Origin of the sequence: Methylocystis sp., from assembly GCF_046349115.1 — a bacterium.
In the GTDB taxonomy this organism is placed as follows: Bacteria; Pseudomonadota; Alphaproteobacteria; order Rhizobiales; family Beijerinckiaceae; genus Methylocystis.
On the sequence record NZ_JAXMCX010000009.1, the window covers coordinates 1 to 26,441 of the forward strand.

Genomic DNA, 26,441 nt, shown 5'->3' on the forward strand with positions numbered 1-26,441 from the left:
AGCACTAAAGCGCGCTTGTCGAAATTGAACACTTCCGTCTCGCGCGCGGCGTCGCGAATCTCCTCCCAGGCGCGGGCGTAGCCGGCCAATTGGATCGGCGGCGCGCTGGTTCCCGCAAGCTCCCTTACCCGCGCGTCGAGATGCCGCTGCGTCGCGCGCATAAAAGTCTCATAGGCGGCTTCATTGTCGCGGCCGGTGAGCTTGTCGGCGAGCATATGCGCGCCGAGCCAATCGACCTGCGGCAGCCTTTCGAACAGCTTTCGCACGACGGCGTCGAAGGCGACCCCGTCATCTCCCAGCAACCGCAGCGCCTCGCGCACCGAGCCTTCGGCGCGCGCCGTGGCGGCGATGAGATCGGATTCCGGCGCCTCAGACCATGGCGGGCCGAGACTGTTCACCGCGGCGATCGTGTCCTCAGGCGACAACGCGCCGAGCATCAGCCGGCGGCACCGGGAGCGAATCGTCGGCAGAATGCGGCCGGGCTGATGCGCGACGAGCAGAAACAGCGAGCGTTCGGGCGGCTCTTCGATGAGTTTTAAAAGCGCGTTGGCGCTGGCGCGATTGAGATCGTCGGCGCAGTCGACGATGGCGATCCGCCAGCCGCCGGTTCCCGACGCCTGATGGAAGGACTGGATGACCTTGCGCACCTCCTCGATGCGAATTTCGGTGAAATGCTTCTTGGTCTTCTCGTTCCAGGCGCGGCGCAGCAGAAAAATATCGGCGAGCGCCAGCGACGCGATGCGGCGCGAAGCCGGATGGTCCGCCGCGACCGCGAGACTTTCGGCGGACTGCACGGCCGCCGCGCCGGGTTCAGGATGAGCGAGGAGATATCGCGCCAGCCGCCAGGCGAGCGTCGCCTTGCCGACGCCGTCCGGCCCGCCGATGATCCAGGCTTGGGCCATCTTGTTGCGGCGGTAGGCGTCGAGGAGTTCGCGCTCCGCCTCGACGTGGCCGAACAGAGCGAGAGTCTCCCGCGGATGCGGGGCGTCGTCGTAGCGGTCGCTTTCGGGAGTCGCTTCCTCGCGGCTCATTGAGCGGCTTGCGCGGCATGCGCAAGGAAACGGTCGTGAACCGCGGCGCGCACCGCGCTCGCGACGTCGTCGACCGATCTGGCGGCGTCGATCACGCAGCAGCGCTCCGGTTCGCTTTCAGCGATGTCGAGAAAAGCCTGCCGAAGCCCTTCATGGAAGGAAGGGTCCTCGCTCTCGAAACGGTCGACCTTTTCGCCGCCGTCACGCCGCGACGCCGCCCGCGCCAGTCCTTCCCGCGCCGGGAGATCGAGCACGATCGTCAGGTCCGGCCGCGTCTCGCCTGCCGCCGCGCTTTCGAGCAGGGCCAGGCTCCTGGCGTCGACGCCGCCGCGCGCGCCCTGATAAGCGCTGGTCGAATCAGCGAAGCGATCGCACAGCACCCAAGCCCCGCGCTTGAGGGCCGGCGCGATCAGCTTCTCGACATGGTCGGCGCGCGCCGCCGAAAACAGCGCCGCCTCGGCGAGCGGGCCAAGCGGCGCGGCCCGTCCGGACAGCAGGAAATCGCGCAGCTTCTCGGCCTTATCCGTGCCGCCCGGCTCGCGCGTCGTCACCACCTCCAAGCCGCAGTCGCGCAGATGATCGGCGAGGCGCGCAAGCTGCGTCGACTTGCCGACCCCCTCGCCGCCTTCGAAGGTGATGAAGCGGCCTTTTTCGGGCGTCGCCTGGAAGGTCATTTCTTGCCGGACAGTTTCTGGTGAATCGCGGCGGCGGCGGATTCGTAGATGGCGTCGAAGGCGCGCCGCGGCAGCGATCCCTGCTCGACCGCTTCAGAGGTCTGCAGCGGCTGTTCCAGCACCACCGCATTGCCGCGCTTGATTTCGAGCCGGCCGACCGCCGCCCCCGCTTCGACCGGGGCCAGCACAGGACCTTCGTAGACGATCTTGCCCATCAGCCTCTCATTCGCGCCGCGCGGCAATAGCACCTTGATGTCTTCCTTGGCCGTCAGCTGCACGGACCCCTGCGTGCCGCCGTAGACCTGGGCCGGCCCGATCGGCTCGCCGGCCTTGAACAGTTCCTTCTCTTCGAAGTTGCGGAATCCCCATTGCAGCAATTTCCGCGCTTCTTCGGCTCGCTCCTTGGCAGACTTCGCGCCATAAATGGCGACGATGAGGCGCCGGCCGTCCTGAGTCGCGGAACCGACCAGACCATAGCCGCTTTCCTTGTCGATATTGCCGGTCTTCAGCCCGTCCGCGCCGATGCTCATGGTGAGCAGCGGATTGCGATTCTGCTGGCGTATCTTGTTCCAGGTGAATTCTTTCTCGCCGAAATAGCCATAGAACTGCGGATAAGTCTTGATGACATGGGCGGCGAGCTTCGCCATCTCGCGCGCCGTCACCTTCTGGTCGGGACCGTCCATGCCCCAGGGATTGCCGAAGCGCGATTTGACAAGGCCGAGTTCGGCGGCGCGCTTGTTCATCCGGGTTACGAATCCCTCTTCGGAACCCGCGAAGCCTTCCGCCAGCGTAATCGCCGCGTCATTGCCGGATTGGATCACCAGACCGCGAAGCAGGTCTTCGACGCGGGCGCTGCTGTTGAGCGGCAGGAACATCGCCGATCCGCCGGCCGGCGCGCCGCCGGTGCGCCAGGCGTGTTCCGAGACGGTGAATTGGTCGTCGAGCTTCAGCTTGCCTTCGGCCAGGGCCTGAAAGATCAGCTCAGCCGTCAGAATTTTAACGGTCGAGGCCGGCTTCTGATAATCGTCGGCGCCCTTCTCGAACAACACCGTGTTGGTGCCGGCGTCGATCAGAATCGCGCTCGGGGCGCTGGTTTGAAAGCCCTGGGCGCGGACGAAATCGGCGCCCAGCCCCGCCAATGCAAGGATAGACAGGATCAGGCATCGCACCGGAAATTTCGGCAAGGGCGCGCTCCCCTAATTGACGCCGCAGCGCGGAGAAGATGGCGCGCAGCGCCAAAAAATGCAATCTCGATATGCTCGCGTCAGTTGGTCCTGACCGAGGAGTTCAGCGCCTGCCGGATGGCGTCTCGCGACGACGCCTGTCGGGCGCCAAAATGCGCGGGCCGGACCGGCGGCAGCGGCGCGACGGCCATCCGCGCCTTGCGGGTTGACGCGACCGGCTCTTCGTCGACCCCCGCCTGCTCGCGCGACGGCGGCAGCGGCGCCGGCTTATCCTCCCCGGCATAGGCGAGAGCCTGATCGCGGGAAGTCTGAGGGTTTTCATATGCGCCGCGCGCCGCGGGTTCCGCCGCCTCGGCCCTTTCGTCATCGCGCGCCGCTTGCGCCGGCGCCTCGCTCGCCGAAGCCAGCATTGTCCATGGCGAGGCGTCGAGCTGCGCGGGCGCGCCGTCGTCGCGCAGGGTCGCCAAAAGCTTGGCGTCGTCGTCGCCTTCAAGATCGGCGCGTCCGATCCAGTCGACCTTGACGCGCGTCGTCCCGACGCCATGGAAATCGAGCGCCTCAGCCACCCGCTGCGATACGTCCATCACGCGTCCGCCATGGTAGGGCCCGCGATCATTGACCCGCACCACCATCGAACGGTCGTTGCGCAGATTGGTGACCCGCGCATAGCTCGGCAGCGGCATGGTCGGATGAGCGGCGGAAATCGACGCGCGGTCAAAGATTTCGCCATTGGCGGTGCGGCGTCCGTGGAAATCCGAACCGTACCAGGACGCGGTTCCAACCGCCGAATAGGGCTTTTCGCTCGGATAATAGGTTCGGCCGGCGATTTTATAGGGCTTGCCGACCATATAGGCGCCGCCGCCCTTCGGCACTTCCTCGCCTTCCGCGATCACCCGAGGACTGGGCCGCACGCCGTAGCGGGGATCGATCTGGCCAAGTCCGCCGAGTCCCGCGGTCCGGTGCGATCCGGTCGAAGAGCAGCCGGCGAGCGCGCCGATGCAGAGCAGAGGCAGGAGTTTGGCGAAGATTTTCGGGCTGGGGATGGGGCGCCATTCACAAACAACGGTCTTGAAGACGACAGATCGCATCCTGACGGTCCTTGCCCTCATCCTTCGAGCCGCCGCCGGTCAGCAATGAAAGACGCGTTGCATGGCGACGCCTCTCCATTTTTTCGGCGCGACGTAAAACTGTCGCGCGAATGCGACCCGCGGATTTTCTCGTTGATGTATGAAGTTGTCGTTAAACGCCGTTACGCTCGCGACAGGAGGCTGCCCAATTGGGACCAAAATGCGACAGTCGCGTTCAAAACGGCTTCGCGTCGAGAGATTGAAAGAAGCTGTGGCGAACGCGCCACAGTGCATTCGACGTCATTGAGCCCGAGCGAGATCGACGATTCGTGTCTCGACGCGCTCAACCCCGCGAAAGACGTTCCCGGACAGTTTCGCCGCGACGTGAAACGCGGCGCCCTCCCCTTTAAGAAGCGCGCCGCCGAGCGGCGAATTCGCGGCGCGGAAGGCGATAGCGTCGACCGTCGCGCCGTCGCGCGAGCGCAGCCGGGCGCGGACATGATCGGCGCCGACGATCCGTGCGAAGGCGACCTGTTGTTCAGGCAGAACAAAGATCGGCTCGGGATTGCCCTGCCCGAACGGCCCCGCCCGTTCGACCCGCCGCAGCAGATCGAGACTGACTCCTCTCCCCGCCAGGGCGCCGTCGAGGATCAGCGCGTCCTCGCGCCGGGCGGCCTCGACGGAAGCTTCGAGCGTCTCGTTGAGAAACACTCGAAAATCGTCGACCCGATCGCGCGCGAGCGTCACGCCGGCGGCCATGGCGTGACCGCCGCCCTTGACCGCGAATCCCAGATCGACGGCGCGGCGCACCGCCGAACCCAGATCGACACCGCTTAAACTTCTTCCTGAACCTGTTCCATATTGTCCATTAAAAGCAATAATAAATGTTGGAATATTAAAGTGCTCCTTTAAGCGTGACGCGATCAGTCCGACAACGCCCGGATGCCAGTCCTCGCCCTCAAGGACGAGGCATGAAAGCAAATTCGATTTCGCCAATTGCGCTTCGGCGAGCGCGCTCGCCTGCTCCAAGGTCGCCTTTTCGACGATCTGTCGCTCGCCGTTTAGCCGATCGAGCTCGACGGCGATGCGACGCGCTTCGGCCTCGTCGGAGAGGGTCAACAGTCGCGCGCCGAGGCCGGCGTCGCCGATCCGACCGCCGGCGTTGATGCGGGGACCGAGCAGGAAGCCGAGGTCGCGCGCGCGTGGCGGCCCGTCCAAACGGGCGGCGTCCATGAGCGCGGCAAGCCCCGGACGCGATCGTCCGGCCATCACCATCAGCCCCTTGGCGACCAGCGCCCGGTTCAGTCGCGCGAGCGGCGCCACGTCGGCGACCGTCGCCAGCGCGACGAGATCGAGCGCCGCGAGGAGGTCCGGCGCGGGGCGATCCTCGCGCCACCAGCCGCGCGTCCGCAGCATCCGCAACAGGCCGGCGAGCGCCAGAAACGTTACGCCCGCCGCGCAGAGCGCGCCCTGCCCCGAGAGTTCGTCGAGGCGGTTGGGATTGACGACGAGCGCCTCGGGTAAGACCTCGGGCGCCTGGTGATGATCGAGAACGATCACATCGAGGCCGAGGGCGCGCGCCGTGGCGAAAGCCTCGTGACTGGTGGTTCCGCAATCGACGGTGACCAGGAGCGTCGCGCCGCGGGCCGAAAGGTCGCGGATCGCTTCGACATTGGGGCCATAGCCTTCGATGATCCGGTCGGGAATGTGCAGAAAGGGCGTCGGCGCGCCGGCGGCGCGCCAAAAGTCGACGAGCAGCGCGGCGGAACAGGCGCCGTCAACGTCATAGTCGCCGAAAATGGCGATCTGCTCAAAAGTTTCGATCGCGCGCGCCAGCCGGGCGGCCGCGGCGTCCATGTCGCGCAGCAATGACGGGTCCGGCATCAGGTCCCGCAGCTTGGGGTCGAGATAGCTTTCGGCGTCGGCGACCGTGACGCCGCGCCCGGCGATCACCCGCGCCAGAAAATCATCGATCCCATACGCCTGGGTCAGCGCAAGCGCCTGCGCCTCGCCTCTGGCGTCGAGCCGCCCGCGCCACCGTCGGCCGAGCACGGAACGCTCGACCCCGAGAAAAGCTGGAGTGATCGAATCGGACATTGCCGCCTCGAGACAGTGGCTAAGCGTCGCCCGCAACTGACGCAAGCGTCATCGCTCGCCAGCTGGGAAGAAAGCGTCGACGCAAAAAAATCACCAGTTCTTGCGCTGTTAAAATTCACTTGACACCTATGTCAATTGGTTGCGTCATAATAGATGTTTTTCTCCATGCATTTGGATGAGGCGTTGGGCTGGGGGAATTCCATAAAGTTTAGTCGCGGCGCGACGCCGTAGCGAGGCTCGGCGAAAGCGTTTCGTCTCTTCGGCGCATTACATCGAGCGCCTAGTCATTTCGATTTTCTATCGACGTCGGACCTGAGAATGTCGCTTAAATCCACGCACGTCATATTCGTGCATGATTTCTTCGGTTGGGGGCCTCGAGAGTTCGGACTGCCCTATTGGGGCGACGCGCTCGACCAGATCGGGGAACCTTTCGTGGTCCATGAAGCGAAAGTCGGTCCGGTCAGTTCGTTTCACGACCGCGCCTGCGAACTTTTCGCCCAAATCGGCGGCGGACGGGTCGACTATGGCGAACTGCACAGCATTGAGGCGCGCCACGCCCGTTATTCGCGGGAATATGCGAGTCCTTTCGCCCCTGATTGGTCGGAGAAGAACCCCGTGATCCTCGTCGGCCATGGCGCCGGCGCCCAGACCGTCCTGCAGTTGCAGGCGCTGCTCGAGGAGAACTTCTGGGACCGGAACACGAACGCGGGCTGGATCGAAGGCGTCGTCAGCGTCGCCGGCGCGATCAATGGCTCCTTGCTGCCCTATGGATTTGGCTGCGACCACGCAGACGGCCGTTTCAGGCGCAAGCCGAGCCAGCTCATCGCCGAGTCATTCAATTTCCTGGGAATGGCCGCCGGCGTTCCGAGCGCGATGCGCAAGCCTTTCGATCTTCATCTCGATCAGTGGACGGAAGGCGAAGCGGACTGTGCGCAGGCGATGGCGCGTCTGGACGCGGGCGCCTTTGTCGCCGGCGAAGACAATCTGCTCTTCGACATGACTCTGCAGGGTTGCCGCAACGCCAACGCCCGGTTCAGATCGCATCCCGGCACCTACTATTTCTCGCTCGTCACAAACGCCACACATGCGCGCCCGTCGGGCTTTTTTGGCAGGAGCTGGCGGCCTGATCCGACCATTCACCCGGTGCTCTGGCAGCCGGCGCTGTATCAGGCGCGTGAGGCGAAATTCGCCAAGGCGCCGATCGATGGCTGGGGCGACGGCGATCTTTCGCTGCCGCAGTGGCGCCCCAACGATGGCGCGGTCAGCGTCATATCGCAGCGCTTTCCGTTTACGGCGCGCGAGGAGCCGGTGGGAGGCGAAGGCGTCTTCAGACGCCAAAGACTGAAGCCGGGGCGCTGGTATTACGAATATCTCGACAAGGCGATCGGAGCCCGGTTCGACCATTTCGACGCCGTGATCGGGGCGCAGCTCAAACCCTGGGTGCCCGGCCTGCGCCTCGCGCATCGCGAGATTTATCTGCGGCTGGGCGAGACCTTGCGCGGGCTTTGATCTCCCGCGGCGAAGATCCGACCTAATGCAGTCCGCCGACGCCGTTCGACTTTAACGCGTCGATCACGCCGCTGAACACCAGCGACACGCCCATCGCCGAGACGAAGAAGCCGACGATTCTGGTCGCCGCGTCGATGCCGTGCGGCCCCAGCGTCTTGGTCAATCGCGTCGCGAAAATCAGACAGCCGTAGGTCACGGCGACCGCGAGAAAAATCGCGGCGAGAATGGCGCCGAAGGCCAGCGCTTCATGGGAAGAATGCTCGATGGTGGCCGTCATGCCGAGAACCGTCGCGATCGGGCCTGGTCCGATCATCAGCGGCATCGCAAGCGGCATGAAGGCGATATTGGCGTCAGCGCCGGAGGGCGCGAGGCTGCTCTCTCCATCGGACGAGGGCAGAAACAGTTCAAATCCGATTCGCGTCAGCACGATGCCGCCGGCGATGCGCACCATGGCGAGCGAGACGCCGAATATCTTTAAGATCACCGCGCCAAAGAACAGGAAGAACAGGATCAGCAGCAGCGCATAAAGGCAGGCCATGAAAGCGACGTGACGTCGCTCCGCATTGCTCTTGTCGCTCTGGAGCATCAGAAAGACCGGCAGCACCTCGAACGGATTGATCACCGCCAGCAAGGTGGTGAATGTCGAGAAAAAGAGCGTCACTTCCATCCTGAAAACCCCGGCGCCGACATCCGCAACCAAACCGCTAATCGTCATAAGCCCTTCTCATTGACATTCGACATGCGGGAGGCATGGCGGCGCGACAATATTGCGGCGACTGCAGCCGCTCAAGCGGCATAGCGGCAGATTGCCGTTGTTCTAAGCATTCGCTCGGGCTAGCCCGTCACGATAGGATTGGCCCATGACCGACATGATCGCGCTCACCCATCTCTCCGGCGACCGCGCGGAGATTTTGACCCATGGCGCGGAGCTTGCCGCCTGGCGCGCGCAAGGCGTCGACATGATCTGGGCGAAGGACCAGAACATCTGGGATCAGACGGCGCCCGTGCTATTTCCAATCGTCGGCTGGACGCGCGACGGAAGCATCCGCGTCGACGGTCGAACCTATCCGCTGGCGCTTCACGGTTTCGCGTGGAAGAAGCGCTTCGAGGTCGCGGAGCGCCGCGACGATTATCTGCGCCTTGCGCTCGTCGACGATGACGAGACCCGCGCGCTCTATCCTTTCGCCTTCCGCTTTGAAGTCGAATTCCGGCTCCACGCCGGCGCGCTGGAAAACAGTCTGATCGTCGCGAATACCGACTCGCGGCCCCTGCCCTATGCCTGCGGCCTGCATCCCGCCTTTCGCTGGCCGCTCGCCAGCTCCAACGCCCCGCATGCGATCATCTTCGAGACCGAGGAGCGCCCCGACGTTCCAATCATCGGCCCCGGCGGACTGTTCTCGAAGCCGCTCCGCAAAACCCCGCTCGAGGGCCGGCGGCTGCCGCTCGAACTGGAGATGTTCGCGCATGACGCGCTGTGCTTTCTCAACCTCGCCAGCCACAGCCTCGTTTTTGACAATGGCGCGGGCGGGCGGCTTGCGGTGACGCTGCAAGACTTCCCCCATGTCGGATTTTGGACGCTGCCGCCCGCGCCCTATCTGTGCATCGAGCCGTGGACCGGCTACGGCGACCCAGAGGAATTTCGCGGCGATCTCTATGAAAAGCCCTCGATGAGGCTGCTGACGCCCGGCGAGCGCGCCCGGCATGGCGCGATTTTCGCGTTTGAGCGTCAGGCATGGGTCGGTTAGGAACGATCCGCCACTAATGGGGATCGAGAATGACCGTCGCCTCCAGCGTCATCGCAGCTATCGGACGCACGCCGCTCATCGAATTGCGGGCCGCCTCGAAGGCGACCGGGTGCCGCATTCTCGGCAAGGCCGAATTCATGAATCCCGGCGGCTCGGTGAAGGACCGCGCGGCGCTGTCGATCGTCGAAGACGCCTGCGCCAAGGGATTGTTGAAGCCGGGCGGAACGATCGTCGAGGGCACCGCCGGCAATACCGGCATCGGCCTCGCGCTCGTCGCCAATGCGCTGGGCTTTCGGACGGTAATCGTCATCCCCGAAACGCAAAGCGAGGAAAAGAAGGACATGTTGCGCCTGCAAGGCGCGCAGCTCGTCGAAGTGCCCGCGGTTCCCTACGCCAATCCCAATAATTACGTGAAGCTGTCCGGCCGGCTCGCCGAGCGCCTCGCCAAGGAAGAGCCGAACGGCGCCGTCTGGGCCAACCAATTCGACAATGTCGCCAATCGCGTCGCGCATCTCACCACCACCGGGCCGGAGATTTACGAAGAGCTCGACGGCGGGGTCGACGCCTTCATCTGCGCCTGTGGGACGGGCGGAACGCTCGCCGGCGTCGGCATGGCGCTCAAGGAAAGAAATCCGGACGTGAAGATCGGGCTCGCCGATCCATTCGGCGCGGCGCTCTACTCCTATTACACGACCGGAGAGCTGAAGGCCGAAGGCGCGTCGATCACCGAAGGGATCGGCCAGGGCCGGATCACCGCCAATCTCGAAGGCGCGCCGGTCGACGTCGCCTATCGCATTCCGGACGACGAGGCGCTGCGAGTCGTGTTCGATCTCGCCGAGAAGGAAGGACTGCTGCTCGGCGGCTCTTCGGGAATCAATGTGGCCGGCGCGATCCGCCTCGCGCGCGACATGGGACCGGGCAATACGATCGTCACCGTGCTGTGCGACGGCGGCGCGCGTTACGCCTCGAAACTGTTCAACCCCGCCTTTCTGCGCAGTCAGAAGCTGCCGGCGCCGCCCTGGCTCGGAGGGGCGATCGAGATCGATCCGGGCTTCGCATAAGCGGCGTTGCAAGCTTTCGATGAGGGAAGCGGTCCTGCGCCGTGATAGTGGCAAAAGCGCCACATGTCGCGGAAATATGCCCGCTTCGGCGCCTCCCTCGTTCATTTGCCAAGTTCTGCTTCAATTATTCATTTAAACAATGTGTTCGTGGGCGGTTGTGCTGGATTCGTTATGCGGCGATTGACCCCAAAGCTTTGCTTAATTCTTGTCGCGCTGACCATGTTTATCGGCGGGCGGATCGAGTTTGCGCCCGTCACGACGACGCTGATCCTTAAAGCTCACCATTGCGCCGGCGCCAGTTTGGGGAGCAATGAATCTCCCACGAATAAAACCAAGGATGATTGCGGCTGTTCGTTTTGCCAGTGTTGCGACCCGGACAGCGTCGAGTTTCCGCCCCTCGCCGTCGGGCTTGGCGCTCCCACACGAACTTCCGCGCGAGCCATCCCAAGGCCGCCCGCTTCATCGAAGCCGGTTACGACTCTCGCCGAGGCGAACCGCGCGCGCGCGCCGCCGGTCATTTGCTGATCGGATTGCTCGCCTGGCCGCGCGACGCGCTACGCCCGAGCAGCAATCTAGCCGCCACTTCAGCGTAAGCGTCCGAACCCGTTTTAGGTCATTCCGCGGCCGCCATGTTCCATGCGCGTCGTCCGCGTCCGTTTAGGAAATTCGCCATGTCACGCCACCTGCTCGCCTTCAACTCGAGCCTGCTCGCTCTGACGCTCGCCGCCGGTGGAGCTTTCGCTCAGCAGCGTCTCCCGACGATCGACGTCGGCGGCAAAAAGCCCCGCGTTTCCAGGGTCGCGGCGACCCCTGGACCGCGTCCCGCAAGGGCGGTTCCCGCCGGCGTTCCCAGCGCCCCGACGCCGAGCACAGACCTTGGCCCCAATGCGGCGGTGCCCTGGTCTTTGGCTGATGCGAGAAAGCCCCTGTCGCAGCCCAAGGCGCCCGACACCTCCTCTAGCGCGAGAACTTTCACCGGGGCGCAGGTCAACGCGATACCTTTCGCGCAACCGACCGAGGCTCTTGAAATCGCGCCCGGTCTGCTCGTCGCTCAGCACTCGGGTTCGGGCAAGGCGATGCAGTATTTCCTCCGCGGCTTCGCGCTCGACCACGGCAACGATCTTGCCCTGTGGATCGACGGCATGCCGATTAATGCGCCGTCGCATGCGCATGGACAGGGTTACGCCGACGCCAATTTCGTCATCCCCGAACTGTTCAGCACGGTCGAGGTGCGCAAGGGCCCCTATTTCGCAGACGGCGGCATTTTCGCCTCGGCGGGCCAGGTGAACATGCAATATGTCGACAAGGTTCCTGGCGGGCTGCTGTCGGTCACCGGCGGCAGCTTCGGATGGGCGCGTTCGGTCGTCGCCAATTCGTGGGCGGTCCAGGGCGGCGACCTGCTCGCCGTCGCCGAGGCCAATCACTATAACGGCCCCTGGGAAATCGCCGAGAACACCAAGAAGCTCAACTCATTCATTCGCTGGAGTCGGGGCACTCAGGCGGATGGCGTTTCATTGACCGCGATGGCCTATAGCAATCACTGGAACGCCACCGACCAGATTCCGGCGCGAACGGTCGACGAAGGCCTGCTTTCCCGCTGGGGCACGCTCGATCCCACTCAGCATGGCAATTCGACTCGTTACAGCCTGTCGGCGCGCTGGAGCGAGAAAAACGAGAACGGCTTTTCGCGGGTTGAAGGCTATCTCATTCGCACGACTCTCAATCTTTGGGACATGACGACGGGCATTCTGGAGCATCCAGTCCTTGGCGATCAGTTCCAGAACTTCGACCGGCGCACCATCATCGGCATGAACGCCGTACATGGATTGAACTGGAAGCTCGGCGAAACCTCGGTCGTTACCCGCGTGGGTCTGCAAGCGCGATATGATGATATTCGCAACGGTCTGCAGGATTCCTTTATGCGAAACCCGTTCGACACGCCCCGTGACGACTATGTCAAGGAAGGCAATGTCAGCCTCTGGACGGACACGACGCTGTTTTGGACGCCATGGTTGCGCACGACGGTCGGCGGACGCTTCGACTATCTCGCGGCTTCGGCAAATTCGCTCCAGACTCCCTTTGGCGCGCCATTGTTCGGCGATGGCAGCGGCGGCTTCTGCGTCACCGGAGCAGATCCGGAGAACTGCTTCGCCTGGACGAGGCAATTCAACTCTGGGAGCAAGGCGCAAACCATGGGCAGTCCGAAAGCCGGGGCGGTGCTGGGACCCTTCAACAACACCGAGTTCTTCCTCAACTTCGGCGAAGGGCTGCAAAGCAGCGACGCGCGCGGCTCGGTCGAGCGGCTCGACCCCCACAACGGAACGCCATTTTCGGATCAGGGCCTGGTCATTCCAACGCCATTGCTGGTGAAGACCCGCGGCGCGGAAACAGGCATCCGCACCAAAGCCCTGATCGAGGGCTTGGACACAACATTGTCGCTGTGGTGGCAGGACTTCGACTCCGAGAATTTGTTTGAGGGCGACGAAGGCACCACGGTATTCGGGCGGCCGAGCCGCAGGTATGGCTTCGAATGGACCGGACGCTACACGCCGACGAGCTGGCTCAGTCTCGACGGCGAAGTCTCCGCCACTCACGCGCGGTTTCGAGGCTACGACGCCGTTCAGCAGGCGATCTACTCCAGCGTCGTAACGAGCGGGACGGAAGACATGCTCTTTCCCTGGAATTTGCGCGGCAACAGTCCTGGCAATTTTCTAACCAATGCGCCGACGGTTGTCGCGACGGGCGGCCTCGAGGTCGGCGAAAAGACCGGCTGGTTCGGCGCGCTGCGTTACCGTTACTTCGGCGCGCGGCCGCTGACCGAGGACGGACAAATTCAATCGATTCCGGCGGGCACGCTGAACGCTCGCCTCGGCTATCGCTTCGACAACGGGTGGAAGGCGCAAGTCGACGGTTTCAACATCCTCGACAATCGCGGCGACGCGGTCGCCTATGGCTATGGCTCTTTTGTCAGACAGGACCTGCTGCTGTTCCCGCATCCCGGCGAGTCGATCGGAATCATGGATCGCCATTTCAAGCCTGTCGACCCGCCTGCGGTGCGCGTGACGCTCAGCGGGCCGCTCACGATATTTGATGGCTATCTGGCGCCACGGCCGTTTTAGTCCCTGTCCAAAGCGGCGCCATTGGAGAACGTCAGCGACGGATGGCGGCGGACGCTTCCAGCGCGCCCTTGGGTCCGCCGCTCGTGGCGGATGCGGCAGGATTCCGTTTTTACGGGGCGATCTAGCTTTCGACGGTTTCCGCCGGCGCAGGAGTCGCGGCGCGCTCGGCGTCACGCTGCGGAACGAAAGTCTCGCGACGCAGGAAGAGAACCTTCCGCAACTCCTTCTCCCCGATCAGCTTGGCGAATTCGCGATAGCCGAAGAAGGGAATGAGCGCGGCGAAGGTCACCAGCCCGACCGAAAGCAAGATGCGCAAATTGTAAAGGTTCACGCCGTCATGGTCGGCATGGGACGGCCAAAAATGTTCGAGCAGCGCCTGCTCGATCAGGTCCATGTCGATGAGCAGCACGCCAAAGAGCAGCGACTTGGCCAATATGGGCGCGATCAGCGGCATCTTGTCGAAGACGCGCCAGACGCCGAATTTGTTGGCGACGAACAGCACCTTGGCGAATGCGAGCGCCTTGGCGACGGCGAAGCCTTGGTGCTGCACGATATGCGCCTGAGACAGGACAATCGACTTATGCACGCCGAGCACGGCGAGCAGGAACCACACATAGAGGAAGACCGGAAGGAAGCCCTTGGCTTCCTCTTCGATTTTTTCCTTAAAGCTCTTTTTGGCTTGCGCGCTCATCGCCGGCGTCGGTCCCCCCCAAGGCGTCGTCGCGCGACAATCTAGCCGCGCGATTTCTCCTTGGCTATCGCTCCGGCGCGGGCCAGATCTTCCGGCCTGTTGACGTTGAAGAAGGGGTCGTAAGGCTCGGTGCGCCAGTCGACGACGACATTGGCGAAGCGCGCGATGAAGGATGACACTTTGCGTTCGCCTTCCTCGACAAGCGCGCGCCGCAGCTCCTCGCGCAGCGCGACCGGCCATAGCGCCACCGCGTGATGGGTTCGGGCATTCGACGCGGCGACGGCGATGCGCGCGCCGGCATGCGTTCTCGAGGCGTCGAGCCGCGAGAGGAGATCGGCGGGCAGGAAAGGCGTGTCGCCCGGCGCGCTGAGCACATCGGCCGCGCCCCTTGCGGCGGCGAAGTCCATCCCCGCAAGAACGCCGGCGAGCGGCCCGGCGAAGCCCTCGACGCTGTCGGCGACGACCGGCAGGCCAAATGCCGAAAAGCGCGCCGGATCGCCATTGGCGTTGATCGCCAGCGCCGCGCATTGCGGCGTCAACCGATCGATCACATGTCGAAGGATCGGTCGGCCGGCGATTTCGGCGAGCGGCTTGTCGCCCCCGCCCATGCGCCGCGCTAATCCGCCGGCGAGGATGACGCCAATGCAGGTCATGCGCGATCCGGATCGGCATGGGGCCGCGCGGCCCCGTCCACGCTCGTCACTTTTTCGCCTGAATGGTTGAGACAGTTAACGACATGTTTTGAAGCTTCGCCAAAATCAAACCTCGCCATTGGCGTTCCTAAACTTGCACGCGCCGTCAAAAAAGGCTCGACACAAGCAAAACCCGGCGAAATCAGGCGCCGATTGCGGCGTCGGCGAGTCAATCGGCGGGCCGCCAAGTCTCCCGGTTGCCGCGTTTTCCTAAAAATTGGTTTATTTTCCATTGCTTATAGAAGCTATTGGTTTAGGCAATTCTTAAAGCGACGGTTCTATAAGGATCGCTACTACATGGCTGTTTGAGTAGCGAGTGAGTGAAATGACCGAGACGCACCGTCCCCGTGTCAAATATGTCATCGGCCCGGATGGCAGCCCGCTGACCATTGCGGATTTACCTCCCGCTTCGACCAAGCGCTGGGTCATTCGGCGCAAGGCGGAAGTGGTGGCGGCGGTGCGCGGCGGCCTTCTCTCGCTCGACGAGGCCTGTAGTCGCTACACGCTGACGGTGGACGAATTCCTGAGCTGGCAGATGTCGATCGACCAGCACGGGCTCGCGGGGCTGCGAACGACGCGTCTCCAGCAATATCGAATGTAGCCTCGGCGCCGGCGCCGAATCATTCAACGCCGGTCAGGGATGTCCGGCGTTTTTACTTTTGCAGCTGCTCCTCGATCCCGCGCCAGCGCTCGACGAGCTTCTTGCGCTCGAACAGCGCCACGACGACGAGCGCGATCAGCAAGGGGATGATGAGATAGAAGAGCCGCCAAACCAAGAGCGCGGCCAAAACCTTTAGACGCGGCACGTCGGGCATCACCTTGATGAACAGCAATTCGAATATGCCGAGACCGCCCGGCGCATGTGACACCAGGGCCGCCGAGAAGGACAGGAGAAAGGCGCCGAGCACGACGAGATAGCCCGGATTGCCCTGCTCCGGCAGCGCGAAATAAATGATGCCGGCCGCGCCGATGAGTTCGAGGGGCGCGGCGAAGAGCTGGCGCAACATGATGCCCGGCCGCGGGTAGAGAATCTCGAAGCGCCCGAAGAGGTGGATCGGGCGGAAATGCATCAGCGACCCGATGATGTAGAGAATGACGAAGGCAAGGCAGGCCAGGCCGACGACGAGCGCGGTGCTGGGGTTTGTCACGACATCCGGCAGGAAGCCCGACAGCCGTTGCACGATCGCCGGGTCATAGGCGAGCAAAAGCCCGGCGAGAAGCACATTGCCGAAGCCGAACGTATAGGAACACAAGACCACCAGCGTCGCGACTTGCGTCGCGGTCAGCCCCTTCGTCGAATAGGCGCGATAGCGCACCATGGCGCCAGAGAAGACGCTTGCGCCGATATTGTGCGACAGCGCGTAGGTCGTGAACGAGCAGACCGAAATAAACAGCCAGTTGATATGTTTGACGCCCAGATGCAGCAGCGCGATGCGATCGTACCAGGCGAGCGCCGCATAGGCGACAAGCGTCGACAGGCCGGCGAAAAGATAGTGTGCGGTCGGTATCGCCTTCAGATTCGCCCAAACCTCGACGCCGACGGATTCCCCTCTAAATTCGCGATAGAGAAGGAAGAATGACGCGACGACGGCGATGAGGCCGACAGTCGGCCAAAAATATTCCAGCAGTTTTCTCATGCGGCCCGTCGCGTTAGATTGCACCGTCGATCACCAAACCGGCCGCAGTGGCCGCATTCTCCCTCGCATGGAGCGCCCAGCGCCCGCAAGCCCGCACCGATTATTATGACGCTTGCGGCGAATCAATGGAGACGGGAATGAGATTGCTCACGCGGATCAAAGGCTTAATTCTGACGCCGCAGTCCGAATGGGCGCAGATTTCGCAGGAAGATACGTCGGTCTTCGATCTTTATCGCAATTATATCGCCATACTGGCGCTCCTCCCGCCCTTCGCGAGCTTCTTCGGCTCCTGGCTTTTCGGTTTCTCGTACGGCGCGCAGGAAATCATGCACCCGAGCTTGTCGGGCGGGCTATATCGCGCCTTTGTTCAATATCTCTTCAGCCTGCCGGCGTTCTTTCTGGTCGCCTTCGTGATTTCGGCGATCGCGCCGCATTTCGAAGGAAAAACCGATGATCGCCGCGCGCTGATGCTGACCGCCTATTCCTTCACGCCGGTCTGGCTCGCGTCGCTGTTTGGGCTGATTCCCGGCCTTCGCTGGCTGGACGTGCTCGGCTTCTATGGAATCTACGTCTATTCCGTCGGCCTGCCGACGATGATGCGCGTGCCAAGGGAAAATCTCGACGTCTTCACCCTCGCGACGCTTTTTCTCATCGTCGCCACCGTCGCGCTCCACGGTTGGCTCGTGCATTTGATCGCGCCGCAGCAGCTGATCTAGCGCCACCGCTCAGCGGCGTTGTCATCCTCGGATTTCGCCTCGACCCAGTCGCCGGACGCGCCGTCGGCGCGGCGCTCTTTTTTCCAGAAGGGCGCGCGGGTCTTGAGGTAATCCATCAGAAACTCCGCAGCGGCGAAGGCGTCGGCGCGGCTGCGCGCCGCGGCGATCACCAGAACGATCCGTTCGCCGGCCGGGATGCGGCCGTAGCGATGAATGACGGTGAGCCCCTGCAAGGGCCAGCGCTCGAGCGCCTGATCGGCGACCCGCGCGATCTCGGCTTCCGCCATGCCGGGATAATGTTCGAGCTCCAGGGACTCGAGGGCGCCGTTCTCGTCCCTGCAGAGACCGATAAAGCTGACGAGCGCCCCGATGTCCCGACGGTCTGAGGTCAGCTGCGCCTGTTCGCGCCCCGGATCGAAATCCTCAGCCTGAACGCGCACATTGGGCGCCGGCCGCGGCGCCATTTCAACCTCCCGTCATCGGCGGGAAGAAGGCGATCTCCCGGGCGGCGCCGATCGGCGCGTCCGGCGCCGCATGGCTCTTGTCGACCGCGGCGCGGATTGTCGCCGGATTGGCGAAAGCGATCGCATAGCCTTCGCCGCGCGCCGACAGCCAGTCGATCAGTTGACGGACCGTGGCCACTTCGACCGGCGGGGCAATTTCTTCTTCCGATAGACCGATGCGTTCGCGCACCCAAGCGAAATAGAGCGCCTTCATCCCGGCCTGTCTTCCCCGAAATGGTCCCAAGCCGACTGCAGATAGTCGAAGCCGGTGTAAAGCGTCAGGATCGCCGCCGCCCAGAGGAGCGACGCGCCGATCTTGACCGTGCCGGGAAGCACGATTTCGCCCGCCGGGCCGGCGATCAGGAAGCCGAGCGCCACGAGCTGCGCCGTCGTTTTCCATTTGGCGATGGCGGAGACCGGCAGCCGCACCTTGAGCTCGGCAAGATGTTCGCGCAGGCCCGACACCAGTATTTCGCGGCAAAGAATGATGATCGCCGCCCAGATCGTCCAGCCGGCGAGCGTCTGGTCGGCGACGAGCGCCATCAGCGTCGTCGCGACGAGCAGCTTGTCGGCGATCGGATCGAGCATCTGGCCGAGGCGCGAGTGCTGCTGCCAGATCCTGGCGAAATAGCCGTCGAGAAAATCGGTTACGGCGGCGGCGCTGAAAATCCCCAGCGCCGTCCATCGCGCCCAATGTTCGGTAAAGCCCAGAAGCAGGCCAGCGACCACCGGAACGGCGACGACGCGGCCATAGGTAAGCAGATTGGGCAGCGCCAGCGCTTGGGACCGACGCTTACCGGTGACAGCCGTCTCGGACATAGCGCAAGGGAATATGTCCCCCGCGTCCAATGTCAATAGACAGAGCGCCAGGAGCTTCACATCCATTGGCGAGTCGTTGCCGTCGCGGCCTTACTCGCCGTCGAGCGCGAAGGCGCCAGGTCCCGCCGCCGCGAAGAACAGAAAAACGAAGCAGTAGAGCGCCGCGAGTTCTCCGCCGTTGAGGATCGGCCAGAACGCCTTCCCCGCATGGAACAGAAAATAGGCCACCGCCATTTGGCCTGAAAGAATGAAGGCGACAGGCCGGGTGAACAGGCCGAGCAGAATCAATATGCCGCCGACAAGTTCGATCACGCCTGCCGCGCCCAGCAGCGAAATCAGTTGCAGCCCGTCAAACATCGCGACATGTGGAACGCCGAAGAGCTTGGCCGTTCCGTGCTGCAGAAACAGCAGGGCGGCGGCGATGCGCAGCAGTCCCTGCGCGTGCGGGCTGAAGCGTTGCGGAAAAATTCGCAGTGTCATCGGTTGGCCTCCTAGAGAATGCTGGCGATTTCCTCGAAGTCGAGCCGCGGGCCGCGAGGATAGAGCTTAGCCGGATCACCATAGCCGATGTTGATCAAGAAATTTGATTTTATTCTGGTTCCTTGGAAGAATTCCGCGTCGACCTTGGCCCGGTCGAAACCGCTCATCGGTCCGCAGTCGAGACCCACCGCGCGAAGCGCCAGCAGCAGATAGGCGCCCTGCAGCGAGCCGTTGCGAAAGGCCGTTTCCTCGATCAACGCATCATTGCCGACGAACCAGGCGCGCGCGTCCGTCGCCGGATAAAGGCGCGGCAGATAGTCTGGAAAATCAAGATCATAGGCGACGATGGCGGTCGCCGGCGCGGCCAAGGTCTTGGGGCGATTGGCGTCCGATAGAGCTGGCGCGAGCCGGGCCTTCGCCTCGGCCGAGCGCACGAATACGACGCGCATCGGGGAGCAATTGGCGCTCGTTGGGCCCCATTTGGCGTAATCCACCGCGCGTTCGAGAAGGCTGTCGGGCGCCTCCTTCTCGAGCCAGCCATTGTGGGTCCGCGCGCGGGTAAAGAGCCGCTCCAGAGCTTGCGGCGCAATCGGAGCCGCGTCCTGTTTGTCGGTCGTCATCCCACTCCCCGCGCAGCTTCAGATGTCGCGCCCGTCAACTTCGATATGCAGGCGCTCCTCGATCTTGCGAAGCGATTCCTGCTGAGGCGAGATCGCGAGCGATTTTCGATAGGCGGCGAGCGCGCCCTTCTTGTCGCCGGACTTTTCCTTAAGCGCGCCGAGAGCGGCGAAGGCGTCGAACCGTTTCGGCTCGAGCGTCGCCGCGGTTTCGAAGTCGGCGATCGCGCCGCTGTCGTCGCCTTGCGCCGCCTTCATTTTCGCCCGCAGCGCAAAACCCTCCGCCCATTCGGGCGAGAGCGCGATGACATAATCTATGAGCCGCAGCGCGAGCGCGGGCGCGCCGGCGGCGTCCGCCGCCGCCGCTCGCGCCGCGAGCAAATCGACCGTGTCCGAATCCGATTTCGACCAGCGGCTGGCGATCGCCGCGGCGACGCCTTTCGCCTCGCGCTCGTCCTCGGCCTGTTCCAGCCGCAGATAGAGCCGGTCGATCTCTTCCGCGCGCCGTTCCTCGGGGTTTCTCGGCTGCGGCGGCGGTCCCGCGGCGGGCGTCCGCCGCTCTGGTGCCGATTCGTCGCCTCCTCGACCCGGGCCAAGCGCGCGGCTCCCCGGGGGCAGCGGAATTCGCCCAATGCCGGGAATGAACAGGAAATTTTCGCCCTCCTGTCCAAACGATTCGATCGACGGCGGTCCCCAACCCTCGGCCGTCGCCAGGCTGATGGGCAAGATCGCCGCGAGGGCGATGAACGTCAGGGGAAGAAGCCACAGCACTCGCATCGCGGCTAACATAGCGTGACTAAACATAAACGGCCACAGCAGAGCGAACGTCGGCGTATTTGATTAACCTTTTGTCAGCCAAAACGCGACGCAATCCCGGCAAATTCATCCTGCGTTCAGGCGAGGCGGACGAATCCTTTGTGCGGTAGTTACGAATGTTAGCGACCACCCGCGCTTATCGCGCCAACGTTGCCGCAGCCCCGCGATTGAAGCCGTGGAGCTCCTGGAGTTGGAATCGATGATGGATACCATACGCCGTCTGTTGCAAGAGCATGGCCGTCTGCATATGCCGGTGGCGGAATTGTCGGACTTCGACGATCTTTACGGCGCAGGACTGACGCCATTCGCCGCCATCCGCACAATGCTCGCGCTTGAAGAAGCCTTCGACATAGAATTTCCCGTCGCCATGCTGCGTCGGCAAAGCTTCGCTTCGATCAACGCCGTTGGCGATTGCGTCAACCGGCTGTTGTCCGCGACCGAGCGCCGCGCCGCTTAAACGACTCGGAGCGCGAGGCGTCGGTCGAGTCGCTCGCTGCGCGTATGCGACCGCCGCGAGGCACCAAGCCAAGCGCCTTGAAAGTCGCGGCGGTTCGGCGCCGCCAAAGGTTGCGGCGTTTCCCTCGCTGCGCTAGTCGTCGTTTCTGGAAAGGTTCGAATGACGGACCTTCGCGACGACGAGAATTCGATGCCTCCCTATCGTTCACGCACGACGACCCACGGCCGCAACATGGCCGGCGCGCGCGGCCTGTGGCGCGCGACGGGCATGAAGGAGGAAGACTTCGGCAAGCCGATCATCGCGGTCGCCAATTCCTTCACGCAATTCGTGCCCGGCCATGTCCATCTGAAGGATCTCGGCCAGCTCGTCGCCGGCGAGATCGAAAAGGCGGGCGGCGTCGCGAAAGAGTTTGACACCATCGCGATCGATGACGGAATCGCGATGGGCCATGACGGGATGCTCTACTCCCTGCCCTCGCGCGACCTCATCGCCGACAGCGTCGAATATATGGTCAATGCGCATTGCGCCGACGCGCTGGTCTGCATATCGAATTGCGACAAGATCACGCCGGGCATGCTGATGGCGGCGTTGCGTCTCAACATTCCGACAGTGTTCGTTTCCGGCGGTCCGATGGAGGCCGGCAAGGTCGTGCTCGCCGGCAAGGAACATGCGCTCGATCTCGTCGACGCGATCATCGCCGGCGCCGACGATACCGTCAGCGAGGCGGATGTCGCGACGATCGAGCGCTCCGCCTGTCCGACATGCGGCTCATGCTCGGGCATGTTCACCGCGAACAGCATGAATTGTCTGACCGAGGCGCTGGGCCTGTCGCTGCCCGGCAACGGATCGATTCTCGCCACCCATGCCGATCGGCGCCGACTGTTTGTCGAAGCCGGCCATCTCATCGTCGATCTCGCGCGCCGCTATTATGAGCAGAACGACGAAAGCGTGCTGCCGCGTTCGATCGCGACATTCGAAGCCTTCGAGAACGCGATTACGCTCGACATCGCGATGGGCGGCTCGACCAACACCGTCCTGCATCTTCTCGCGGCGGCGCATGAGGCCGAGGTCGATTTCACCATGGCCGATATCGACCGGCTGTCGCGGCGCGTGCCGGTTCTGTGCAAGGTCGCGCCCTCCGCGCCCGACGTGCATCTCGAAGACGTGCATCGCGCCGGCGGCGTCATCGCCATCCTCGGCGAACTGCTGCGCGCCGGTCTGCTGCATGGCGAACTTCCGACGGTGCACAGCCCTTCGGTGAGCGACGCGGTGGCGCGCTGGGACATCGCGGTGACGCAGAGCGAGACCGCCCGCACATTCTTTCGCGCCGCGCCCGGCGGCGTGCCGACGCAAGTCGCCTTCAGCCAGGACCGCCGCTACAAAGCGCTCGACGACGATCGCCAAAAGGGCGCGATCCGCGATGCCGCGCACGCCTTCTCGAAGGATGGCGGTCTCGCGGTGCTCACCGGCAATCTCGCGCTCGATGGCTGTATCGTGAAAACCGCCGGCGTCGATGATTCGATCCTGAAATTCGCCGGCCCCGCCAAGGTCTATGAAAGCCAGGACGCCGCGGTGTCCGGCATTCTTACGGGCCACGTAAAGGCCGGCGACGTCGTCGTCATCCGTTACGAAGGCCCGCGCGGCGGGCCGGGCATGCAGGAGATGCTGTATCCGACGAGCTATTTGAAGTCGAAGGGTCTCGGCAAGGCTTGTGCGCTGGTGACCGACGGACGATTTTCCGGCGGCACGGCGGGGCTCTCCATCGGCCATGTGTCGCCCGAGGCGGCGGAAGGCGGCGCAATCGCTCTGGTGAGAGAAGGCGACCGTATTGAAATCGACATTCCGTCGCGCACGATCAAATTGGCGGTGAGCGATGATGAGCTGGCGGCGCGGCGCGCTGAACAGGCGGCCAAGGGCTTTGCGCCAGCTAAGCCTCGACCGCGAAAAATTACCACCGCGCTGCGCGCCTATGCGTCGATGACGACGAGCGCGGCGAAGGGCGCGGTACGACAGATTCCTTGACCTATCGCAAAGTTGGCGCGTGTCGTAGAGTGACGCGCGTTCATCTCGTCGCCGCAACAACATGTCTCCGTCACGCAAATTTGTCGCTTCCGGACTATTTGGCGTCGCTTTGGGATTCGCCGTGCTGGCGCTTGCCAGCTATATCGCCGTGCATGCCGAATTCCGGCGCCGCGCGGCAGGCCTATGGTTGCGCCATACGATTCAGGTGCAACGCGATCTTTATCAGCTTTACGGAATGCTGCAGGCGGCCGAGAGCGGTCAGCGCGGTTTCATCATCACTCAAGACGAACGCTATCTCGACGCATGCCGCGAAGCGGAGCGCAATTTAGGCGACGTTCTCGACAAACTTTCCGAGCGCACGAGAGAAAATCCAAAGCAACTCGACGCGATCGCCGAACTGCGGCCGCTGCTTGCCGAAAGGCTCGTGCTCATCAATGAGGGGATCGCCGATGTGCGCGCAGGGAAGGTCGACAAGGCGGTTCAGCTCACAAAGTCAGAGCGCGGCAAGGCGCTGATGGAGCGGCTGCGCGTCGTCATCCAGACGATGAACGAAACTGAGGAAGCGTTGCTCGATTCGCACGAGCGCGACTTGCACGCCGCCGGCGGCCAGTTCGACGCGGCCATTTGGGCGTTGGGCGGCGTCATTCTGGCGCTTGGCGCATTTTCGCTGCTTAACGCGCAAAAGCAGATGCAGGCGCTGCAGACGTCGCGCGATTCTCTAAAGTCCGCCTATGACCAGCTGATCTCGGAAACGACGCGCCGCGAAGCGCTCGAATCGCAGTTGCGGCAGGCCTATAAGCTCGAGGCCATCGGCCAACTGACCGGCGGCATCGCGCATGACTTCAACAATATGCTGGGCATCATCGTCGCAAGTCTCCATCTGCTGAAGCGAAAGCTTGCCGAAGCTGACGGCGGTTATGCGCAATTGATCGATTCGGCGATGGACGGCGCCGATCGCGCGGCTGCGATGGTGCGCAGGCTCCTGGCGTTTTCGCGCCGTCAGCCCTTATCGCCGCGACCGCTCGACCCCAATCGGTTTGTTTCCATCATGTCCGACATGTTGCGCCGCGCGATCGGCGATAAGATTGAACTCGAAACCGTGCTTGCCGGCGGACTCTGGACGACGAAAATCGATCAGCACGAACTGGAAAGCGCCGTCGTCAATCTCGCCGTCAATGCGCGCGACGCGATGCCCGACGGCGGCAAGCTGACGATCGAAACGGCCAATTCATACCTCGACGACGGCTACGCCGTCGAAAACACGGACGTGAAGCCCGGCCAATATGTCATGATCGCCGTCACTGACACCGGACAGGGCATGCGGCCGGAGGTCGTGGACCAGGCCTTCGATCCGTTCTTCACCACCAAGCCTGTGGGCAAGGGCACGGGACTGGGCCTCTCGCAGGTCCATGGCTTTGTCAAACAATCGGGCGGCCACGTCAAAATCTATTCCGAACCGGGGCGCGGAACCTGCGTCAAGCTCTATCTTCCGCGCTTCAATCGCGTCGAAACGCCCGCCGTCGCATTGGCGTCGCCGTCAAAGCCGATCGATCTGCCGCTTGGGAAGCCGGAAGAAGTGGTGCTCATCGTCGAGGACGATGAGATGGCGCGTCACGTGACCGCGCAAGGCGTGCAAGAATTGGGATATTCCGTTTTGGAGGCGGAGAACGGCCGCGCGGCGATCGACATCATCCGCCAGCGCGCCGACATCGCCTTAATGCTGACCGACGTTATCATGCCGGACATGGATGGCGCGCATCTGGCGCGCGAAGCGGTGTTTCGACGACATAATCTCCGCGTTCTTTTCGTTACCGGCTATACACGCAACGCTATTGTGCACAACGGCGTTCTCGACGCGGGCGTGAATCTGCTCACCAAGCCGTTCACCTTGGAGCAGCTCGCGGTGAAAATCCGCGAGATTCTGGATTCGAAGTAGGAAGTTCAACCGCCCGCGCGGCGCGCTCAGTCTTCGGCTTTGAGCGGACGCATCAGGAGCGCTTCAATGGCGCCGTCGACGCTCAGGCGCTCCGCAAGAATGGCGTCGACCGCCTCGGAGATTGGCAGTTCGACGTCGTGGGTTTGCGCCATTTCAACCAGCACGCGCGCCGTGAAGGCGCCCTCCGCAAGCTTGCCATGCGCGGCGTCTTCCAGCGACTCCCCCCGCCCCAGCGCTTCGCCGAGCGCGAAATTGCGTGACTGCGCCGAACCGCAGGTGAGGACGAGGTCGCCCAGTCCGGACAGTCCCATCAGCGTCTCCTGTCGCGCGCCGAGCGCGCGCCCGAGTCGCATCAGCTCGGCGAATCCTCGCGCAATGAGAGCCGCCTGCGCGCTCGCGCCGAGTCCGCGGCCGTGGCTCATGCCGGCGGCGATGGCGAGAACATTTTTCGCCGAGCCGCCGATTTCGACGCCGCGAACGTCGGTCGAGCGATAAAGTCGAAAGGTCTTCGTCGAAAGCTCTTCGCAAAGGCGTCGCGCCAGCTGCTCGTCATGCGCCGCGAGCGTGACCGCAGTCGGCAGACCTCGGCAAACGTCCGCGGCGAAGCTCGGTCCAGAGAGCACGGCGACGCCGGCCTGGGGCAGTTCCTCGCGCGCCACTTCGCTCAAGAATTTGCGGCCCTCGCGTTCGATGCCCTTGGCACAAATCACAAAGGCGGCGCCCTCGCGCAGATAAGGCCGCGCGGCGCGCGCCGTCATGCGCATCGCTTGAGCGGGCGTGACCGCGAGAATGATTTCCGCGTCGCGCAAAATCGACATGTCGGCCGTCGGCGCGACGGCGCCGGCGAGCTTCAGGCCCGGCAGCCGAAGCTTGTTCTCGCGATCGCGCGCCAGCGCTTCCGCCGTCCGGTGATCATGCGCCCATAGCGGCACGCGCGCGCGGCCTTGGGCGGCGACATTGGCGAGCGCGACGCCCCATGCGCCCGCGCCGAGCACTGCGACCGGCGCCCGCGTCATCTGAAGCCAATCCGCTGGTTGTCCGGACGCGACCACAGCCTCTCGAAGGCGTCGCGAAATCGCGCCGCCATTTGCGGACTGTCGATCACGATAAGGTCATTGTCCTGATAGACTTCGCCGGAGATCGAGAAATTCGCCGAGCCGCTGCGCAAGACGCGCCCGTCCACCTGATAGGACTTAAGATGCATCAGATCGCGCGAGCGGCCCTTGCGGCGGATGTCGATATTGGGCGTGTCGGCGATCTCCTCGATCGCCGAAGCGCCGCGGCCCATCTCCTCGCCGTCGAGATAGATGCGCACCTTGACGCCGCGCATGGCGGCGCGGCCGAGCGCCGTCAGCAAAGAGCGGTCGGTCAAGACATAGGCCGCCATGTCGATCGTGCGGCGGGCCTCGCCGATCAGACGCGCGTCGACCGAGCCGAAGCCCTCGCCGGGTCCGTAAAGCACGCGCACGCCGGCGAAGGTCGGCTCTTCGGCGAGTAGGCCGGCGGGTTGCGGCGTCGGCGCGAGCGTCATCGCCGCCAGCGCCGCCAGGAAAAGAAATCGCATCGCG

Annotated in this window: 27 protein-coding genes; 10 read left to right on the top strand and 17 right to left on the bottom strand. The window is 63.6% G+C overall.

Annotation, left to right across the window (positions count from 1 at the left end):
* The 5 genes from U1E20_RS16080 to recJ form a co-directional block, all read right to left on the bottom strand.
* A partial coding sequence (locus U1E20_RS16080) for a DNA polymerase III subunit delta' (RefSeq protein WP_409981641.1) occupies positions 1-1,031 on the bottom strand: 1,031 nt, incomplete at its 3' end.
* Entirely contained in the window at positions 1,028-1,705 is a 678-nt protein-coding gene (gene tmk / locus U1E20_RS16085; RefSeq protein ID WP_409981642.1) for a dTMP kinase, read from the bottom strand. The genes U1E20_RS16080 and tmk, both read right to left, overlap by 4 nt.
* Positions 1,702-2,889 carry a D-alanyl-D-alanine carboxypeptidase family protein gene (locus U1E20_RS16090; RefSeq protein WP_409981643.1) on the bottom strand — a complete coding sequence of 396 codons (1,188 nt, stop codon included), beginning with the start codon at positions 2,887-2,889 and terminating at the stop codon, positions 1,702-1,704. The genes tmk and U1E20_RS16090 overlap by 4 nt, the downstream gene beginning before the upstream one ends.
* 80 nt (positions 2,890-2,969) lie before the next feature.
* Complete coding sequence (locus tag U1E20_RS16095) at positions 2,970-3,977, bottom strand: septal ring lytic transglycosylase RlpA family protein (RefSeq protein ID WP_409981644.1); 1,008 nt, start codon at positions 3,975-3,977, stop codon at positions 2,970-2,972.
* 279 nt (positions 3,978-4,256) lie between these two features.
* Positions 4,257-6,053 carry a single-stranded-DNA-specific exonuclease RecJ gene (gene recJ, locus U1E20_RS16100; protein ID WP_409981645.1) on the bottom strand — a complete coding sequence of 599 codons (1,797 nt, stop codon included), beginning with the start codon at positions 6,051-6,053 and terminating at the stop codon, positions 4,257-4,259.
* Between the two features lie 318 nt (positions 6,054-6,371).
* On the opposite strand from recJ, the gene U1E20_RS16105 reads away from it, so the two are divergent.
* On the top strand, positions 6,372-7,562 hold the full coding sequence (locus U1E20_RS16105) for a hypothetical protein (RefSeq protein WP_409981646.1): 1,191 nt from the start codon (positions 6,372-6,374) through the stop codon (positions 7,560-7,562).
* Positions 7,563-7,584: 22 nt separating this feature from the next.
* On the opposite strand, the gene U1E20_RS16110 is transcribed toward U1E20_RS16105, so the two are convergent.
* Complete coding sequence (locus U1E20_RS16110) at positions 7,585-8,277, bottom strand: MarC family protein (RefSeq protein WP_409981647.1); 693 nt, start codon at positions 8,275-8,277, stop codon at positions 7,585-7,587.
* Between the two features lie 145 nt (positions 8,278-8,422).
* Here U1E20_RS16110 and U1E20_RS16115 point away from each other — a divergent pair, with 145 nt between their 5' ends.
* The 4 genes from U1E20_RS16115 (at position 8,423) to U1E20_RS16130 (ending at position 13,487) form a co-directional block, all read left to right on the top strand.
* A complete protein-coding gene (locus tag U1E20_RS16115; RefSeq protein ID WP_409981648.1) occupies positions 8,423-9,307 on the top strand; it encodes an aldose 1-epimerase family protein in 885 nt (294 codons plus the stop codon).
* A gap of 29 nt (positions 9,308-9,336) precedes the next feature.
* The gene (locus U1E20_RS16120; RefSeq protein ID WP_409981649.1) at positions 9,337-10,368 is read left to right on the top strand and encodes a cysteine synthase A; all 1,032 of its coding nucleotides are present in this window, start codon (positions 9,337-9,339) and stop codon (positions 10,366-10,368) included.
* Positions 10,369-10,431: 63 nt separating this feature from the next.
* A complete protein-coding gene (locus U1E20_RS16125; RefSeq protein ID WP_409981650.1) occupies positions 10,432-10,893 on the top strand; it encodes a hypothetical protein in 462 nt (153 codons plus the stop codon).
* A 146-nt stretch (positions 10,894-11,039) separates the two neighbouring features.
* The gene (locus U1E20_RS16130) at positions 11,040-13,487 is read left to right on the top strand and encodes a TonB-dependent receptor domain-containing protein (RefSeq protein ID WP_409981651.1); all 2,448 of its coding nucleotides are present in this window, start codon (positions 11,040-11,042) and stop codon (positions 13,485-13,487) included.
* 121 nt (positions 13,488-13,608) lie between these two features.
* Here U1E20_RS16130 and U1E20_RS16135 read toward each other — a convergent pair whose 3' ends face one another.
* Both U1E20_RS16135 and mobA read right to left on the bottom strand, forming a co-directional pair.
* Positions 13,609-14,178 (bottom strand): hypothetical protein, encoded by a 570-nt coding sequence (locus tag U1E20_RS16135; RefSeq protein WP_409981652.1) that lies wholly within the window; start codon positions 14,176-14,178, stop codon positions 13,609-13,611.
* Between the two features lie 41 nt (positions 14,179-14,219).
* Complete coding sequence (mobA, locus tag U1E20_RS16140; protein WP_409981653.1) at positions 14,220-14,831, bottom strand: molybdenum cofactor guanylyltransferase MobA; 612 nt, start codon at positions 14,829-14,831, stop codon at positions 14,220-14,222.
* Between the two features lie 364 nt (positions 14,832-15,195).
* Here mobA and U1E20_RS16145 point away from each other — a divergent pair, with 364 nt between their 5' ends.
* Positions 15,196-15,471: a DUF1153 domain-containing protein gene (locus tag U1E20_RS16145; RefSeq protein ID WP_014889772.1), complete on the top strand. Its 276-nt coding sequence runs from the start codon at positions 15,196-15,198 to the stop codon at positions 15,469-15,471.
* Between the two features lie 52 nt (positions 15,472-15,523).
* Here U1E20_RS16145 and U1E20_RS16150 read toward each other — a convergent pair whose 3' ends face one another.
* Positions 15,524-16,507, bottom strand: coding sequence for a YbhN family protein (locus U1E20_RS16150; protein WP_409981654.1), 984 nt, complete (start codon positions 16,505-16,507; stop codon positions 15,524-15,526).
* 137 nt (positions 16,508-16,644) lie between these two features.
* On the opposite strand from U1E20_RS16150, the gene U1E20_RS16155 reads away from it, so the two are divergent.
* Positions 16,645-17,223 carry a Yip1 family protein gene (locus tag U1E20_RS16155; RefSeq protein ID WP_409981655.1) on the top strand — a complete coding sequence of 193 codons (579 nt, stop codon included), beginning with the start codon at positions 16,645-16,647 and terminating at the stop codon, positions 17,221-17,223.
* On the opposite strand, the gene U1E20_RS16160 is transcribed toward U1E20_RS16155, so the two are convergent.
* The 6 genes from U1E20_RS16160 to U1E20_RS16185 form a co-directional block, all read right to left on the bottom strand.
* Positions 17,220-17,687, bottom strand: coding sequence for a molybdenum cofactor biosynthesis protein MoaE (locus tag U1E20_RS16160; protein ID WP_409981656.1), 468 nt, complete (start codon positions 17,685-17,687; stop codon positions 17,220-17,222). The two genes, U1E20_RS16155 and U1E20_RS16160, sit on opposite strands and share 4 nt — an antisense overlap.
* A 1-nt stretch (position 17,688) precedes the next feature.
* Positions 17,689-17,940 carry a molybdopterin converting factor subunit 1 gene (gene moaD / locus U1E20_RS16165; protein ID WP_409981657.1) on the bottom strand — a complete coding sequence of 84 codons (252 nt, stop codon included), beginning with the start codon at positions 17,938-17,940 and terminating at the stop codon, positions 17,689-17,691.
* Positions 17,937-18,545, bottom strand: coding sequence for a CDP-diacylglycerol--glycerol-3-phosphate 3-phosphatidyltransferase (gene pgsA / locus U1E20_RS16170; protein ID WP_409981658.1), 609 nt, complete (start codon positions 18,543-18,545; stop codon positions 17,937-17,939). The genes moaD and pgsA overlap by 4 nt, the downstream gene beginning before the upstream one ends.
* A 90-nt stretch (positions 18,546-18,635) precedes the next feature.
* On the bottom strand, positions 18,636-19,025 hold the full coding sequence (locus tag U1E20_RS16175) for a DoxX family protein (protein ID WP_409981659.1): 390 nt from the start codon (positions 19,023-19,025) through the stop codon (positions 18,636-18,638).
* A gap of 11 nt (positions 19,026-19,036) precedes the next feature.
* Complete coding sequence (locus tag U1E20_RS16180) at positions 19,037-19,645, bottom strand: malonic semialdehyde reductase (protein ID WP_409981660.1); 609 nt, start codon at positions 19,643-19,645, stop codon at positions 19,037-19,039.
* 18 nt (positions 19,646-19,663) lie between these two features.
* The gene (locus U1E20_RS16185) at positions 19,664-20,419 is read right to left on the bottom strand and encodes a tetratricopeptide repeat protein (protein ID WP_409981661.1); all 756 of its coding nucleotides are present in this window, start codon (positions 20,417-20,419) and stop codon (positions 19,664-19,666) included.
* A gap of 238 nt (positions 20,420-20,657) precedes the next feature.
* On the opposite strand from U1E20_RS16185, the gene U1E20_RS16190 reads away from it, so the two are divergent.
* The 3 genes from U1E20_RS16190 to U1E20_RS16200 all read left to right on the top strand — a co-directional run bounded on the left by U1E20_RS16190 (position 20,658) and on the right by U1E20_RS16200 (position 24,873).
* Positions 20,658-20,915, top strand: a complete 258-nt coding sequence (locus U1E20_RS16190) for an acyl carrier protein (RefSeq protein WP_409981662.1) — start codon at positions 20,658-20,660, stop codon at positions 20,913-20,915.
* A 189-nt stretch (positions 20,916-21,104) separates the two neighbouring features.
* Complete coding sequence (ilvD, locus tag U1E20_RS16195) at positions 21,105-22,937, top strand: dihydroxy-acid dehydratase (RefSeq protein WP_409981693.1); 1,833 nt, start codon at positions 21,105-21,107, stop codon at positions 22,935-22,937.
* 61 nt (positions 22,938-22,998) lie between these two features.
* A complete protein-coding gene (locus U1E20_RS16200; protein ID WP_409981663.1) occupies positions 22,999-24,873 on the top strand; it encodes a CHASE3 domain-containing protein in 1,875 nt (624 codons plus the stop codon).
* 26 nt (positions 24,874-24,899) lie between these two features.
* Here the strand turns inward: U1E20_RS16200 and U1E20_RS16205 are convergent, their stop codons facing one another.
* Together U1E20_RS16205 and U1E20_RS16210 are read right to left on the bottom strand one after the other, a co-directional pair.
* On the bottom strand, positions 24,900-25,889 hold the full coding sequence (locus U1E20_RS16205) for an NAD(P)H-dependent glycerol-3-phosphate dehydrogenase (protein WP_409981664.1): 990 nt from the start codon (positions 25,887-25,889) through the stop codon (positions 24,900-24,902).
* Positions 25,886-26,437: a phospholipase D-like domain-containing protein gene (locus tag U1E20_RS16210; RefSeq protein ID WP_409981665.1), complete on the bottom strand. Its 552-nt coding sequence runs from the start codon at positions 26,435-26,437 to the stop codon at positions 25,886-25,888. Before U1E20_RS16210 ends, U1E20_RS16205 begins: the two co-directional genes overlap by 4 nt.
* Positions 26,438-26,441: the final 4 nt, after the last annotated feature.

Bases quoted from the DNA above. Each gene is read 5' to 3' on its own strand.
- U1E20_RS16125 (WP_409981650.1), top strand. From the start codon at position 10,432: ATGTCGCGGAAATATGCCCGCTTCGGCGCCTCCCTCGTTCATTTGCCA.
- pgsA (WP_409981658.1), bottom strand. From the start codon at position 18,545: ATGTCCGAGACGGCTGTCACCGGTAAGCGTCGGTCCCAAGCGCTGGCG.
- mobA (WP_409981653.1), bottom strand. From the start codon at position 14,831: ATGACCTGCATTGGCGTCATCCTCGCCGGCGGATTAGCGCGGCGCATG.
- U1E20_RS16120 (WP_409981649.1), top strand. From the start codon at position 9,337: ATGACCGTCGCCTCCAGCGTCATCGCAGCTATCGGACGCACGCCGCTC.
- U1E20_RS16115 (WP_409981648.1), top strand. From the start codon at position 8,423: ATGACCGACATGATCGCGCTCACCCATCTCTCCGGCGACCGCGCGGAG.
- U1E20_RS16185 (WP_409981661.1), bottom strand. From the start codon at position 20,419: ATGCGAGTGCTGTGGCTTCTTCCCCTGACGTTCATCGCCCTCGCGGCG.
- U1E20_RS16190 (WP_409981662.1), top strand. From the start codon at position 20,658: ATGATGGATACCATACGCCGTCTGTTGCAAGAGCATGGCCGTCTGCAT.
- U1E20_RS16110 (WP_409981647.1), bottom strand. From the start codon at position 8,277: ATGACGATTAGCGGTTTGGTTGCGGATGTCGGCGCCGGGGTTTTCAGG.
- ilvD (WP_409981693.1), top strand. From the start codon at position 21,105: ATGCCTCCCTATCGTTCACGCACGACGACCCACGGCCGCAACATGGCC.
- U1E20_RS16180 (WP_409981660.1), bottom strand. From the start codon at position 19,645: ATGACGACCGACAAACAGGACGCGGCTCCGATTGCGCCGCAAGCTCTG.
- U1E20_RS16150 (WP_409981654.1), bottom strand. From the start codon at position 16,507: ATGAGAAAACTGCTGGAATATTTTTGGCCGACTGTCGGCCTCATCGCC.
- U1E20_RS16135 (WP_409981652.1), bottom strand. From the start codon at position 14,178: ATGAGCGCGCAAGCCAAAAAGAGCTTTAAGGAAAAAATCGAAGAGGAA.
- U1E20_RS16175 (WP_409981659.1), bottom strand. From the start codon at position 19,025: ATGACACTGCGAATTTTTCCGCAACGCTTCAGCCCGCACGCGCAGGGA.
- moaD (WP_409981657.1), bottom strand. From the start codon at position 17,940: ATGAAGGCGCTCTATTTCGCTTGGGTGCGCGAACGCATCGGTCTATCG.
- U1E20_RS16105 (WP_409981646.1), top strand. From the start codon at position 6,372: ATGTCGCTTAAATCCACGCACGTCATATTCGTGCATGATTTCTTCGGT.
- U1E20_RS16205 (WP_409981664.1), bottom strand. From the start codon at position 25,889: ATGACGCGGGCGCCGGTCGCAGTGCTCGGCGCGGGCGCATGGGGCGTC.
- recJ (WP_409981645.1), bottom strand. From the start codon at position 6,053: ATGTCCGATTCGATCACTCCAGCTTTTCTCGGGGTCGAGCGTTCCGTG.
- U1E20_RS16095 (WP_409981644.1), bottom strand. From the start codon at position 3,977: ATGCGATCTGTCGTCTTCAAGACCGTTGTTTGTGAATGGCGCCCCATC.
- U1E20_RS16160 (WP_409981656.1), bottom strand. From the start codon at position 17,687: ATGGCGCCGCGGCCGGCGCCCAATGTGCGCGTTCAGGCTGAGGATTTC.
- tmk (WP_409981642.1), bottom strand. From the start codon at position 1,705: ATGACCTTCCAGGCGACGCCCGAAAAAGGCCGCTTCATCACCTTCGAA.
- U1E20_RS16200 (WP_409981663.1), top strand. From the start codon at position 22,999: ATGTCTCCGTCACGCAAATTTGTCGCTTCCGGACTATTTGGCGTCGCT.
- U1E20_RS16155 (WP_409981655.1), top strand. From the start codon at position 16,645: ATGAGATTGCTCACGCGGATCAAAGGCTTAATTCTGACGCCGCAGTCC.
- U1E20_RS16130 (WP_409981651.1), top strand. From the start codon at position 11,040: ATGTCACGCCACCTGCTCGCCTTCAACTCGAGCCTGCTCGCTCTGACG.
- U1E20_RS16210 (WP_409981665.1), bottom strand. From the start codon at position 26,437: ATGCGATTTCTTTTCCTGGCGGCGCTGGCGGCGATGACGCTCGCGCCG.
- U1E20_RS16145 (WP_014889772.1), top strand. From the start codon at position 15,196: ATGACCGAGACGCACCGTCCCCGTGTCAAATATGTCATCGGCCCGGAT.